Source organism: Actinoplanes sp. NPDC051411 (assembly GCF_040682075.1).
Lineage (GTDB): Bacteria > Actinomycetota > Actinomycetes > Mycobacteriales > Micromonosporaceae > Actinoplanes.
Genome location: NZ_JBFBAD010000059.1, coordinates 36,833 through 49,781, shown reverse-complemented (window position 1 = coordinate 49,781; position 12,949 = coordinate 36,833). Strand labels below are relative to the sequence as shown.

Here is a 12,949-nt window from a genome sequence, read left to right as displayed (position 1 = left end):
CAAGATCGAAATAGATGCTCCACCTCGACCTTGGTCACCCTCGCCCCGAATTCCGTCCGACCGCAACAAACGCCACGATCCCGGCCACCGACAGGGGCGACCGGGATCGGAAAAAAACAGCGTCAGTGAGCCATGGCCTTCGGCGCATCCGGATCGACAGCCAACGGCCCGCTCCGGAACACGACAGCACCGATCAGCGAGGCCAGCAGGAAGAACCCGACCGACCACCAGAACACCGTGTGATAGCTGTGCAACGCCGCCTCAACCGCCAGCGAAGCCGTCGGCTTGTGGCTGTGCGCGTAGTTCTCCCCGGCCGAAGCCGCGAACGAGCTCAGCAGCGCCGTGCCGATCGACCCGCCGATCTGCTGCACCGTGTTGATCATCGCCGAGGCGACGCCCGCGTCGCGGTGCTCGACGCCGCTGGTGGCGGCGTTCTGGACCGGGGCGAAGACCAGGCCCAGGCCCAGGCCGATGACGATCAGGCCGGGGAGGACGCCGCCGGCGTACGTGGAGTGCAGGTCGAGCCGGGTCAGGTAGGCCATGCCGCCGGCCGCGACCAGCGCGCCGACCGGGACGAGCGGGCGCGGGCCGACCCGCGGCACCAGGATCGAGCCGGCCGTGGTCGCCGACAGCATGATCGCCGCGAGCAGGGGCAGGAAGCCGACGCCGGTCCGGATCGGGGTGAAGTGCTGGACGTTGACCAGGTAGTAGGTCAGGAACAGGAAGATGCCGAACATGCCCGCGCCGGAGATGCCGATCGCCGCGTAGGCACCGCCGCGGTTGCGGTCGAGCACGACGCGCAGCGGCAGCAGCGGGTTGGCGACGCGCGTCTCGATCAGCACGAACGCGACCAGCACGACGGCGCCCAGGATCATCGGAACCAGGGCGGCGGCCGAGCCCCAGCCGTCGGTCTCGACCTTGCCGAGGCCGTAGACCAGGCCGACCAGGCCGCCGACCGCGGTGATGACGCCGGGCACGTCGAGCCGGGCGCGGGAGGTGATCGGGTCGTCCTTGAGGCGGGTGAGCGCGCCGGCCACCGCGACCGCCGCGATGATCAGGTTGACGTAGAGGCACCAGCGCCACGAGGCGTACTCGGTGAGCACGCCGCCGAGCAGCAGGCCGACCGCGCCGCCGGCGCCCGAGATGGCGCCGAAGACACCGAACGCCTTGGCCCGGTCGCGCGGGGTCGTGAACGTGGTCGACAGCAGCGACAGCGCGGCCGGGGCCAGCGCCGCACCGAACGCGCCCTGCAGCGCGCGGGCGACGATGAGCATCTCGAGGTTGGGCGCGAACCCGCCGAGCGCCGACGCGACCGCGAACCCGATCAGGCCGATCAGGAACATGCGCTTGCGGCCGATGAAGTCGGACAGCCGACCGCCGAGCAGCAGCAGCGAGCCGAACGCCAGCGCGTAGCCGGTGACCACCCACTGCCGGCCGGAGTCGGAGAAGCCGAGGTCGCGCTGGGCGGTGGGCAGCGCGATGTTCACGATGGTGGCGTCGAGCACGACCATCAGCTGGGCCATCGCCAGGACGACCAGCGACAGCCACTTCCCGGAGTCGGCGGTTTTCGGCGCGGGCTGGTCGGTCCGGTCCTGGGTCGCCGCCGCGGGGGGCGGTAGTGCGGTGTCGGTGGTCATCAAATCCCTCTGGGCTGGAAGCGGAGATGCTCCTTCCGTGTCGGCACCGAGGGGCCCGCGGTTGAGGGCCGGCCGGTTGCAGCCCGGTTAAAAGGGATCAGAGGCCGCGCAGCTCGCGGCGGCTGGTGACGCCCAGCTTGCCGAAGACCTTGCGCAGGTGCCATTCGACGGTCCGGGGGCTCAGGAACAGTTCGGCGCCGATCTCGGGGTTGGTGTGGCCGGCGGCGGCCAGGCGGGCGATCTGCTCCTCCTGGGCGGTCAGGTCCCAGCGGGCCGGGTCGGAGCGGCGGCGTACGGTTTCGCCGGTCGCCGCCAGTTCGCGCCGCGCCCGCTGGGCGAAACCGCCGGCGCCCATCGCGTCGAGCGACTCGTGGGCGTCGCGTAGCAGGGTGCGGGCTTCGGCCCGGCGGTTCTCGCGGCGCAGCCACTCGCCGTACAGCAGCCGGGCCCGGGCGAGCGGGAGGCCGAGGCGTCCGGTCCCGAGCCGGTCCACCGCCTCCCGGTAGCCGTCCTCGGCCGCTTTTCCGCTGCTGGTGACGGCGGCGGCCAGCGCGGCGCGCCCGAGCGCCCACGGCGTGCCGGCGGCCTCGGCCCAGGCGGTCAGCCGGGCCACGTCGGCCTCGCACGGCAGCCCTCCGCGCGCGCTCGCCTCGACCAGTTCGCTCAGCACCGCCGGCAACCATCCGACGTCGTCGTGGGCCGCGGCCATCCGGGCCGCGTCGGCGGCCGACGGATACCGGCCCAGGCCGTTGTCCAGGAGCGCTTTCGCGTACGCGGCGTGCCCCAGCAACCGGCCTCTTCCGGTCGCGCCGCCCTCTTTGACCGCCGCGTCGAGCATCGCCATCGCGTCGGCCTCCCGCCCCTGGACGGCGGCCAGCAGCATCGCGGCGGCGGCCGGCCCACCGGCCGCGGAGGCGGCTTCGGCGAGCGCCCGCGCCTCGGCCGTCTCACCGGCGACGAGCAGCGCGACCGCCCGGTGGGCGAGGGCGGTCGGCAGCAGCCCGACCGCCCCGGTCTCCCGGGCGTGCGCGAGCGCCTGGCCGGTGACGCGGTGCCAGGCCTCGTCGTCGCCCGCGTCGAGGGCGGCCGCGACGGCGAGCGGCAGCCGCTGCAGCGCCCGCCCCGGGGGCAGCCCGTCGAGGGCCGCCCGGAACGAGGCGCGCCCGTCGAGCACCCGCGCGACGAGCGCGTCGAGCAGCGGGTCGGGTGATGACAGTTCGCGGGCCGCCTGGGCGGCCGCCCGCAGCTCGTCGCCGCCCCGGCGCCCGGCCTCCAGCCCGGCGGCGATCGCGTCCAGCGCGGCCTCGCGCGCCGCCTCCGGATCGAGCGGCGCCAGCTCCCGGGCCGCTTCGACCAGGAGCGGGACCGACCGGGCGGCCGTCGGCGCCAGCCGGGCGCGCAGGCGGGCCACCGACGCCCGGGCGAGGGCGTCGAGCGGCCCCAGTTCGGCCGCGTCGAGCAGGGACGGGACCTGGGCGAGCTGGCCCGCCGCGGCCCGGGCCTGGGCGGCCGCCAGCGCACGGGCCGCGTGCCGGGCCGGGTCGGGGCTCAGCTCGGTCGCCCGCTCCAGGAAGACCGCCGCCGCGGCCCGGCCGCCCCGGGCGAGGGCCGCCGACGCCGCCCGTTCCAGTTCGGCCGCGACCTCCTCGTCGGGGCCGCTGGTCGCGTGGGCCCGGTGCCAGGCCCGGCGGTCGGCCGCCGCGAGCGGGTCGGTGACTTCGGCCAGGGCCTGGTGGATCGCGCGGAGGCGGGGGAGCGGGACGGCGCGCCAGGCCTCCGAGCGTACGAGAGGGTGCCGGAACCGGACCCGGGAGCCGATGTCGATCAGGCCCGCCGCCTCGGCCGGCGCGGCCGCCGAGCCGGCGACCGCCAGCCGGGCGAGGGCCTGCCAGAGCAACGTGGGATCGCCGGTGGGCTCGACCGCGGCCGCCGCCAGCAGGGTCCGCGTGTCCGGCGGCAGTTCGTCGATGCGGCGCCGGAAGGCGGCGGCGACCCGGTTGCCGACCGGCGCGCCGGCCGGCGGCACGCCCAGACCGAACGAGAGTTCGGCCGCGTCGAGGCCGTGCGGGAGTTCCAGCAGGGCGAGCGGGTTGCCCCGGGTCTCGGCCAGGATGCGGTCGCGGACCCGGTCGTCGACCGGGCCGGTGAGCACGGTGGCCAGCAGTTCGCGGGCGGCGGCGTCGGGCAGGCCCTCGACCGGCAGTTCCGGGAGGCCGGGCAGTTCGTCGCCGGGGCGGCCGGCCAGGATCAGCGCCACCGACTCGCGGCCCAGGCGGCGGGCCGCGAAGAGCACGATGACCTGCGACATCACGTCGAACCACTGCAGGTCGTCGACGAGCACCAGCAGCGGGCGCTCGCGGGCCGCCTCGCCGAGCAGCCCGAGCAGGCCCAGGCCGATCAGCAGGGCGTCCGGCGGCTCGCCGGCGGCCAGGCCGAACGCGACCTCGACGGCCGTGCGCTGCGGTGCGGGCAGGCGGCCGGTGTGTTCCAGCAGCGGCGCGCAGAGCTGCTGGAGCCCGGCGTAGGCGAGTTCGGTCTCCGGTTCCACGCCGGCCGCCCGCAGCGTGCGGAAGCCGGCCGCGGCCGACGAGGCGTGGTCGAGCAGCGCGGTCTTGCCGGCCCCGGGCTCGCCGCGCAGCACCAGCGCCCGGCTGGTGCCGCCCCGGACCTCGTCGAGGAGCATTTCCAGCTGGTCACACTCGCGTCGGCGGCCCAGAAGCACCCGACGACTCTAACGTGGGATAGTGGCGCGCGATGATCGAGACCATCGAGCTCACCAAGGTCTATGGGAAGGTCCGCGCGGTCGAAGGCCTGACGCTGACCGCCCGTCCGGGCCGGGTCACCGGTTTCCTCGGCCTCAACGGCTCCGGCAAGACGACCACGCTGCGGATGCTGCTCGGCCTGACCCGGCCGAGCTCCGGCGAGGCGTTGCTCGACGGGCGGCCGTACGCCGAGCTCGACCGGCCGGTCCGACGGGTCGGGGCGGTCCTGGAGCAGGGCATCAGCCATCCGGGGCAGAGCGGCCGGGCGCATCTGATCGCCCAGGCGATGCTGGCCGGCGCGGGCCGGGCCCGGGTCGACGTGCTGCTCGAGCAGGTCGGGCTGGCCGACGACGGGCATCGCCGCACCGGTGACTACTCGCTCGGGATGCGCCAGCGTCTCGCGGTGGCGACCGCGCTGCTGGGCGAGCCGCCGATCCTGATTCTCGACGAGCCGGGCAACGGCCTCGACCCGGAGGGCATCGCCTGGCTGCGGCGGCTGCTGCGCGAGCACGCGGGCGCGGGCGGCACCGTGCTGGTCTCCAGCCACCTGCTGGCCGAACTCGCCCAGCTCATCGACGATGTGGTCATCGTCGCTGACGGCCGGGTGCGCCTCGCGGCGCCGCTTTCCGAGCTGTACGGGACGGGACAGCGCCTGCGGGTGCGCGGGCGCGACCCGGAACGGCTGTTCAAGGTGTTCGAGGCGGCCGGCGCCTCCGTCGCGGTCGATGACCGGTTTCTGGTCGTCGACGGGTTGTCGGCCGATGAAGCGGGCGAGGCCGCGTTCGCCGCGGGCGTCCCGGTCTACGAGCTGATCCCCGACGCGCCGAACCTCGAACTGGTCTTCCTCGACCTGGCGGTGGCCCGGTGACCGCCCTGATCCGCGCCGAGCTGTACCGGACGGTGACGATCCGGTCGAGCTGGATCTCGATCGCGCTGTTCGGGGCGCTGGCGGCGTCGTTCGGGGTGCTGAACCCGTACGGCTGGGCGCTGTTCGCCGGCATCGGCGCCTTCGGCATCGCGGTCTTCACCGTGGCCCGCCACTTCCAGCACCGGACGGCCGCGCTGCTCTATCTGGCCCAGCCGAAGCGGCTGCGGGTGCTGCTCGCCCAGGTCATCACGACGGTGCTCATCGCCTGGGTGTTCACCGCGGTCACCGGCATCACGGCGCTGCTGCGCGACGGCAACGGCACGGTCTACCGGCACACGCTCACCGTCGTCCCGGTCATGGCGGTCTTCGGGGCCGCCGCGGCGGCGGTGGTGCGCCGGGCGTCCTGGCTGCTGTACGGCTTCGCGGTGTGGTTCGTGGTGGTCGAGGGACTGCTGGGCCAGATGAAGTGGCCGCTGCCGATCTCGTCCTACCTCGACGCGGCCGGCGGCAACCCGTACGGCGTGGAGGTGTTCCTGGTGTGGGCGCTCGGGACGCTGGCGGTCGCGGCGCTCCTGCTGCGCCGCGACTTCACCACCGACTGATCAGCGTGTCGCGGCCGCGAGGGCCTTCCGGATGGTCGCCGAGCCGGCGGGCGTGCCGGCCGGGTCCTCGAACGAGCCGTAGGGCGCGCCGTAGACCGGGGTGTCGGGCTGGAACCGCCAGCTGTCGGCGAGCGTCCCGGCCTCGACCGCGTCGTAGCCGATCCGGTCGAGGAACTCGGTGGCCGCGAGCAGCGCCGCCGGGTCGTCGCCGGCGATCGGCAGGGCCGAACGGTCGGCGCTGCCGGCCGGGCGGGCCAGCGAGGCCAGGTGCTTGAAGAAGATGTTGTTGAAGACCTTGACGACCTGGGCGCCGGCCAGCAGTTCCTGCTCCAGCGACGCGCTGGTCCGCTTGCCCTCGTCGATCTCCGCGAACTGCCCGTCGCGCTGCGGGTAGTAGTTGTTGGTGTCGAGCACGACCTTGCCCGCCAGTTCGGCCACCGGCAGGTCCCGGAACGCCTTGAACGGCACGCTGACCACCACGATGTCACCGGCCGCGGCCGCCTCGGCCGCCGTCGCGGCCCGGACCTTGGAGCCGAGCGACGCGACCAGAGCGGCCAGCGTCTCCGGCCCGCGCGAGTTGCTCAGCACCACGTCGTAGCCGGCGTCGGCCGCCAGCTTGGCCACGGTGCCACCGATGTTGCCGCTTCCGATGAATCCCACTGTCGTCATGCCGGTGCGAACTCCCGGGGCACCACCGATGTTTCGCGTAGCAAACTTTCGTGACCGCCACCACTTTTCACTTCTCGCGGAGGATCCGCGGTCCGGATGCCGCTGGACCACCTCGGGGTGGGCGGGGCGGCTGACGGTCGTGCCGTCGGGGCGCGCGCCCGGTTCGGTGGCCGGCGGGGTGCGCATGAGCAGTTCCGGCCGGAAATCTGGCGCTCGAAGACATCGACGTTTTAACATCTATGAAATCTTTTCGCGTTTGAGCGTTCCCTGGAGGGTTCCCCATGCGCCGACGCCTCAGCACCTTCCTGACCGCCATCGTGGTGACATCGTTCGCGGTGGTTCCGTTCCAGGCCGCCCCCGCCCAGGCCGCGTTCGCGGGCAACGACTACTGCCTCGGTGAGTGCTCCGACATCCTGCCGCCCGGCCAGAACGGCAACGCCACGCTCGTCGACATCCTCGCGTCGAAGGCCCTCGGCACGAAGCCCGCGCACTCCGACGACCAGCTCGCCCCGTACGCGAACCTGGCCTACAACTACACCGGCCTGACCCCGCAGCAGATCAACTCGTTCTTCAACGACAGCTCGTACGGGGTGGCCGCCTCCGACGTGGCCAGCACGGCCACGCCCCGCGCCGACGTGACGATCGTGCGCGACAAGAAGCTCGGCATCCCGCACGTCACCGGCACCACCCGGGCCGGGACGATGTTCGGCGCCGGTTACGCCGGGGCCCAGGACCGCCTCTTCCTGATGGACCTGATGCGCCACGTCGCGCGCGGCCAGCTGACGTCGTTCGCCGGCGGGGCGGCCGGCAACCGCGAGCTCGAACAGAGCGTCTGGCGCAACTCGCCCTACACCGAGGCCGACCTCCAGGCCCAGATCGACGCGCTGCGGACCGACGGCACGCGCGGCGCCCAGCTCTACGACGACGTGCAGAGCTACATCGCCGGCATCAACAAGTACATCGCCGACTGCATGGCGGGGCGCGACTGCCCGGGCGAATACGTGCTGACCGGCCACCTCGACGCGGTCACCAACGCCGGCGGCCCGCAGAACTTCACCATGACCGACCTCATCGCGATCGCCGGGGTCATCGGCGGCCTGTTCGGCGGGGGCGGCGGCACCGAGATGCAGTCGGCGCTGGTCCGCGTCGCGGCGCGCGCGAAATACGGCGCCACGATCGGCGACCAGGTCTGGCAACAGTTCCGGGAGCAGAACGACCCCTCCGCGACGGTCACGCTTCACAGCGGGCAGAGCTTCCCGTACGCGGCGTCCAACCCGTCGGCCTCCGGCGTCGCGATGCCCGACGCGGGTTCCACCGCACCGCAGCCGATCGTGTTCGACCAGACCGGTTCGGCGGCCTCGGGGGCTTCGGGCACCAGCAAGATCTCGTTGGGCAGCCTCACGATCGACAGCGCCCACCGGGGCATGTCCAACGCGGCCGTCGTCTCGGCCGCCCACTCGGCCACCGGGCACCCGGTCGCCGTCTTCGGCCCGCAGACCGGCTACTTCGCCCCGCAACTGTTGATGATCCAGGAGCTGCAGGGGCCCGGCATCAGCAGCCGCGGCATCGCGTTCAGCGGCCTCAACCTCTACACGCTGATCGGCCGCGGGCAGGACTACGCCTGGAGCGCCACCTCGGCGACCCAGGACATCACCGACACGTACGCCGTACGCCTGTGCACCACCGACGGCAGCGCACCCACCACCGCCGCGACCCACTACCTGTTCCACGGCCAGTGCCTGGCGATGGAGAACCTGACCCAGACCGACTCGTGGAAGCCGACCACGGCCGACTCCACCGCCGCCGGGTCCTACCGCCTGACCGTCGAACGCACCAACTACGGCCTGGTCCAGTGGCGCGGCACGGTCGGCGGGGTGCCGGTCGCGTTCACCAGCCTCCGCTCCACCTACCGCCACGAGGCCGAATCGGCGATCGGCTTCCAGATGTTCAACGACCCCTCGGAGATGGGCACGCCGGCCGCCTTCACCAACTCGGCCGCGCGGATCTCGTTCGCCTTCAACTGGTTCTACGTGAACTCGGCCGACTCGGCGTACTTCACCTCCGGCGCCGAACCGGTGCGCCCGGCCACCGCCGACCCCAACTTGCCCACGTGGGGCGACGCGGCCAACGAGTGGAGCGGCTGGAACCCGGCGACGAACACGGCTCTCGACGAGCCCGCCTCCGCCCATCCCCAGGCGGTCGACCAGGACTACTTCGTCAGCTGGAACAACAAGCAGGCCAACGGATTCTCGGCCGCCGACGGCAACTTCAGCTGGGGCCCGGTCCAGCGCGTCGACCTGCTCGACAAGCCGCTCAAGGCCGGCGTCGCCGCCGGCACCAAGTACGACCGGGCGTCGCTGCTCAAGGTCGTCGAGAACGCGGGCCTGACCGACCTGCGCGGCCAGGAGGTGCTGCCCGACCTGCTCCGGGTCATCGACAGCGCCACGGTCACCGACCCGTTGCAGGCGGCCGCCCTGGCCAAACTCCGCACCTGGCTGCAGAACGGTGCCAGGCGCGCCGAGACCTCGGCCGGGAGCAAGGTCTACCAGGACGCCGACGCGATCCGGATCTTCGACGCCTGGTGGCCCAGGCTGGTGCAGGCCCAGTTCGGCTCCGGACTCGGCGACGACCTGTTCGGCGCGCTGGTCGACGCCCTGCAGATCAACGAATCGCCGTCCGGCGGCCAGACCGGGCCGGTCTCCGATCTGCCCAGCTCGGCCAACGAATCCCAGGCCCACAAGGGGTCGTCGTTCCAGTACGGCTGGTGGGGCTACGTCGACAAGGACCTGCGCGCGACCATGGGCGACACGGTTCCCGGCTGGTCGCACACCTACTGCGGCACGGTCCCGGCCTGCCGCGGCGCCCTGCTGACCAGCCTGTCGGCCGCGCTGGCCGAACCCGCGTCGACCACCTACCCGGGCGACGCCAACTGCCCGGCCGGCGACCAGTGGTGCGCCGACGCGATCCTGCAGTCCCCGCTCGGCGGCATCGAGCACGACCTGATCGGATGGCAGAACCGGCCCACGTACCAGCAGGTCGTCTCGTTCCCGGCCAAGCGCGGCGACGACGTGTCCAACCTGGCGCTCGGCAAGACCGTCACCGCGTCCAGCACCCAGTCCGGCAACCCGGCCGGCAACGCGGTCGACGGCAACCTCAACAGCCGCTGGGCCAGCTCGTGGGACGACAACCAGTGGCTGCGCGTCGACCTCGGCTCGGCCCGTCCGGTAGCGCGGGTATCGGTGCGATGGGAGGCCGCGTACGCGTCCTCGTACCGGATCGAAACCTCGGCCGACGGCACCACCTGGACCACCGCCGCCGCGGTGCCCTCGGGGCACGGCGGCCGGGAGACGGTCGCCTTCCCGGCGACCTCGGCCCGTTACGTACGCCTGTACTGCCTCACGCGCGGCACCTCATACGGCTTCTCGGCCTACGAGGTGGAGATCTATTCCCAGTAGGGGCGCCGCCGCCCGGAACCGCTCCGGGCTGGACAGGACATCGGTGGAATCGACGGCCTGGTCGATCGTGCCCGGCAGCCGCGGGATGTGCCCGTGGCGCAGCCCGAGCCGGTCGATCAGGCCGTGCAGCAGCGGATCGGTGATCTCCCGGGCCAGCGCGACGGTGAACCGGTCGGCGCCGATCACCCGGATGTCGCGCTCGTAGAACTGCCGGGGAGCCGGGTCGACCGGATCGCCGAGCAGCAGAGCGTTGGTCCTCTCGGCGAGGCCGGAGGCCGCCTCGGTGATCAGCCGCTCGCGTTCGCGCCAGTTCGGCGCGGCGAGCGCGCCCTCCAACCGGGGCTTCAGGTCGGCGGCCACCGCCAGCTCGCCGAAGGCCCGGCCGAACCACTTCCCGTACGGCGCCCAGCGGCGTTCCACCAGGAAGGCCAGCCGCATCAGCTCGCGTACGAGGCGCGCGGTCAGGATGCGCGAGCCGAGGTCGTCGCCGGTCGCGCCGGTGCGCCCGACGAACGCCTCCTCCTGCCCGACCCGGAGCCAGCCGGCGGCCAGGGCGTAGCGCCAGACGTCGTCCGGGTACCAGGCGAGCTTTTCCCGATAGCTCGCCAGGTGGCCGTCGGGGTCGTGGAAAACCGCGCCGCGGGTCAGACTCGCGAGGATCTGGGTCGGAGTGAGCAGCCAGTCCGCGGTTCCCAGGGCGGCGCCGGGATCGAATCCGAGGTGCGCCGCGAAGAACTGCCCGACCGTGTCGCGGTCCGGATAGAAGATCTGGACCCGCTTCCCGAAGTCGTGATCGGGGGACACCTCGTCGTCGTACCCGAGAACCTCGGACCCGGGGCCGAGAAGCGCCGCCGCGTGCCGCCGGTCCTTGAGCGCCGGCGCGATCTCGTCCCGGTAGTGCCGCTCGGCGATCCCGATGCCGTTCACAGCACCTCGACCGTCACGTCGGCCGCGTCGCCCGCCTCGACCTTCTGCGCCTTCCGCACGGCCTTCTTCACCGGCAGCACGTAACACCCGCTCTTCGCGTCCGGAAAGATCGACGTCCGCCAGACCGTCGCCCCGATGCGCGCCTCGACCCGCACCGCGCCGAACCCGCGCCGCCCCAGCCCGCCGGTCATCTCCCGGATCTCCTCCGACTCGTCCTCCGGCAGCGTGACGAAGGTCCACCCCTCGTCCGGCCGGGCGTCCCACACCCACAGCTCGGCCCGAAACTCCACGATCACCCTGGTTTCACCACCCGATCCGCGCCACCGTCTTCTCGTATCACGGGCGAGCCCGCACCGCACGATCCCACGGTCAGGTGTCCCGGGTGCCGGTCAGGGCCTCGATGTACAGCGCCTGGTATTTGTCGAGGACGGGCCCGATCGGCACGGCACGGTCGAGGTTCAGCCCGAAGACCTGGTGGTAGATCGCGACGTCCCGCCGGCCCCGGGAGATGAGCCCGGTGTTGTAGATGTCGACGATGACCATCTCCTCGTCGAAAAGGGTGAATCCGTGCAGCGCCGGGATGGTCATCGGCGCGCCGTCGGGAATGACGGCCAGACTGACGTTCCCGTAGCCGGCCGCCACCTCCCGGAGGTGACCGATCTGCGCCAGCATCTCGGCCGGCGTGCAGGGCGCGTCCTTGAGAACTCCCTCGGTGATGACGAACGAGAACGACTTGGACCGGTCGGCGAGGACCAACTGCCGCTGAACCCGGGCCGAGACGGCGGCGAGCACCGCGGCCTCGGTCAGCGCTTCGGCCGGCAGCCGCGCGAGTGGTTGGAAGAGCCGCAGGACGGCCTTCGCGTACGGCGAGATCTGGAGCAGGCCGGGCAGGACCGTCGGCTGGAAATCATGGATGACCCGGGCCGCGGACTCCCAGTCGGCCACGCTCCTCTGCCGGCCGGCCAGGGAGTCGGATGTCGGACGCCAGTCGGTCATCCGGTCGTGCGACCGCTCGGCCTGGCGTGTCAGCTCGCGCGCCTGGTGGTCATCCGCGCCGAGGGCCCGGGCGATCCTGCTGATCTCGCCGAGGTCGGGCGATCCGATGCCGCGTTCCAGCCGGGAGATGGTCGACTGGCTCAGGCCGACCAGGTCGGCGAGGGCCCGGCCGGACATCCGGCGCGCCTTCCGCATCCGCCTCAGGACGACCCCGATCGGCTCGTCGCTGATCGGCTCGTCGTGGCTCGAGGGAGTGCCCGGATCTGTCGTCACCTCGGCACTCCCTTCCTCGTCGCGGCCGCGGCTCAGCTCAGGTTGCGCACCGCTTCGATCAGGAGCTCGACGGGAACGCGGACCAGACTCTCGCCGGCGGGCACCTCGACACCCTCCTGGCTCGGGGACACGTCGAATCCTTGGACGACCAGGGTGCCGGAGTCGGCGTCGACATAGACGGTCGGGCACGAACTCGCCGTGCACAGGTTGGCGATCGGACGAAGCCGTGCCGCGTTGGTGGTCGACCCCGTCGTCAACTCCGACATTCTAGTCACTCCTCTGCATGAACCGCGTTGACTGAATCCGCAGGGAACATATCCTGTTCAAAGGGTGGACGGGGCGACCCCGACAAATCCGGTCAAAGCTGGTGACTGATATGACAGCCCGCACGGTGCCAGGTGTCAGAAAACGGCCCGTACTCCAGCAAATGCCCTGATCCTTTGCCGGTCGGTGAAAACCGGTGCGTGAGTCATATTCATTGACTCATTCTGGAGCCAACCTCACTCCGGCTCTGTTATCTGGCGGTAACGATGACCGAAAAACCCAGCCGAACTCGGACCCTGGCGCCACCCGCGTCCCGGTGGGGCTGGCTCCCCGTCATGGCGCTCACGGCGGGACTCGTCAGCGTTCTGGCCGGCGTCCTCTCGCACGCGGCCGGCAACAACGTGCCCGGGGCCGTGCTGACCGGCGGGGCCGCGTTCGCCGGAACGGTCGGCCTGCTGCTCGCCGTCGCCCACTACGCCAAGTCGTAGCGCCGTCG

At 72.3% G+C, this 12,949-nt stretch carries 11 protein-coding genes; 4 read left to right on the top strand and 7 right to left on the bottom strand.

Going from position 1 to position 12,949, the window contains the following annotated elements; all coding sequences use genetic code 11:
• Window positions 1–122: 122 nt before the first annotated feature.
• Both AB0M88_RS29375 and AB0M88_RS29370 read right to left on the bottom strand, forming a co-directional pair.
• Window positions 123–1,637, bottom strand: coding sequence for an MFS transporter (locus tag AB0M88_RS29375; RefSeq protein WP_364107842.1), 1,515 nt, complete (start codon window positions 1,635–1,637; stop codon window positions 123–125).
• 97 nt (window positions 1,638–1,734) lie between these two features.
• Window positions 1,735–4,359, bottom strand: coding sequence for an AAA family ATPase (locus AB0M88_RS29370; RefSeq protein WP_364107840.1), 2,625 nt, complete (start codon window positions 4,357–4,359; stop codon window positions 1,735–1,737).
• Between the two features lie 32 nt (window positions 4,360–4,391).
• Here AB0M88_RS29370 and AB0M88_RS29365 point away from each other — a divergent pair, with 32 nt between their 5' ends.
• Together AB0M88_RS29365 and AB0M88_RS29360 are read left to right on the top strand one after the other, a co-directional pair.
• The gene (locus tag AB0M88_RS29365; RefSeq protein WP_364107838.1) at window positions 4,392–5,267 is read left to right on the top strand and encodes an ATP-binding cassette domain-containing protein; all 876 of its coding nucleotides are present in this window, start codon (window positions 4,392–4,394) and stop codon (window positions 5,265–5,267) included.
• Complete coding sequence (locus AB0M88_RS29360; RefSeq protein WP_364107836.1) at window positions 5,264–5,869, top strand: hypothetical protein; 606 nt, start codon at window positions 5,264–5,266, stop codon at window positions 5,867–5,869. The genes AB0M88_RS29365 and AB0M88_RS29360 overlap by 4 nt, the downstream gene beginning before the upstream one ends.
• On the opposite strand, the gene AB0M88_RS29355 is transcribed toward AB0M88_RS29360, so the two are convergent.
• Complete coding sequence (locus tag AB0M88_RS29355; protein ID WP_364107834.1) at window positions 5,870–6,724, bottom strand: NAD(P)-binding domain-containing protein; 855 nt, start codon at window positions 6,722–6,724, stop codon at window positions 5,870–5,872.
• 95 nt (window positions 6,725–6,819) lie between these two features.
• On the opposite strand from AB0M88_RS29355, the gene AB0M88_RS29350 reads away from it, so the two are divergent.
• Entirely contained in the window at window positions 6,820–9,993 is a 3,174-nt protein-coding gene (locus AB0M88_RS29350) for a penicillin acylase family protein (RefSeq protein ID WP_364107832.1), read from the top strand.
• On the opposite strand, the gene AB0M88_RS29345 is transcribed toward AB0M88_RS29350, so the two are convergent.
• The 4 genes from AB0M88_RS29345 to AB0M88_RS29330 all read right to left on the bottom strand — a co-directional run bounded on the left by AB0M88_RS29345 (window position 9,949) and on the right by AB0M88_RS29330 (window position 12,446).
• Window positions 9,949–10,920 (bottom strand): DUF4037 domain-containing protein, encoded by a 972-nt coding sequence (locus tag AB0M88_RS29345; RefSeq protein ID WP_364107830.1) that lies wholly within the window; start codon window positions 10,918–10,920, stop codon window positions 9,949–9,951. The genes AB0M88_RS29350 and AB0M88_RS29345 overlap by 45 nt on opposite strands.
• A complete protein-coding gene (locus AB0M88_RS29340; RefSeq protein ID WP_364107828.1) occupies window positions 10,917–11,216 on the bottom strand; it encodes a DUF1905 domain-containing protein in 300 nt (99 codons plus the stop codon). The genes AB0M88_RS29345 and AB0M88_RS29340 overlap by 4 nt, the downstream gene beginning before the upstream one ends.
• A 73-nt stretch (window positions 11,217–11,289) precedes the next feature.
• Window positions 11,290–12,189, bottom strand: coding sequence for a helix-turn-helix transcriptional regulator (locus tag AB0M88_RS29335; protein WP_364107826.1), 900 nt, complete (start codon window positions 12,187–12,189; stop codon window positions 11,290–11,292).
• Between the two features lie 32 nt (window positions 12,190–12,221).
• The gene (locus tag AB0M88_RS29330; RefSeq protein WP_364107824.1) at window positions 12,222–12,446 is read right to left on the bottom strand and encodes a hypothetical protein; all 225 of its coding nucleotides are present in this window, start codon (window positions 12,444–12,446) and stop codon (window positions 12,222–12,224) included.
• A 342-nt stretch (window positions 12,447–12,788) separates the two neighbouring features.
• Between AB0M88_RS29330 and AB0M88_RS29325 the strand changes: the two genes are divergently transcribed.
• On the top strand, window positions 12,789–12,941 hold the full coding sequence (locus tag AB0M88_RS29325; RefSeq protein WP_364107822.1) for a hypothetical protein: 153 nt from the start codon (window positions 12,789–12,791) through the stop codon (window positions 12,939–12,941).
• The last annotated feature ends 8 nt before the right edge of the window (window positions 12,942–12,949 follow it).

Coding starts and splice junctions, on each gene's coding strand:
- AB0M88_RS29375 (WP_364107842.1), bottom strand. CDS start 1,637: ATGACCACCGACACCGCACTACCGCCCCCCGCGGCGGCGACCCAGGAC.
- AB0M88_RS29365 (WP_364107838.1), top strand. CDS start 4,392: ATGATCGAGACCATCGAGCTCACCAAGGTCTATGGGAAGGTCCGCGCG.
- AB0M88_RS29355 (WP_364107834.1), bottom strand. CDS start 6,724: ATGCGCACCCCGCCGGCCACCGAACCGGGCGCGCGCCCCGACGGCACG.
- AB0M88_RS29350 (WP_364107832.1), top strand. CDS start 6,820: ATGCGCCGACGCCTCAGCACCTTCCTGACCGCCATCGTGGTGACATCG.
- AB0M88_RS29325 (WP_364107822.1), top strand. CDS start 12,789: ATGGCGCTCACGGCGGGACTCGTCAGCGTTCTGGCCGGCGTCCTCTCG.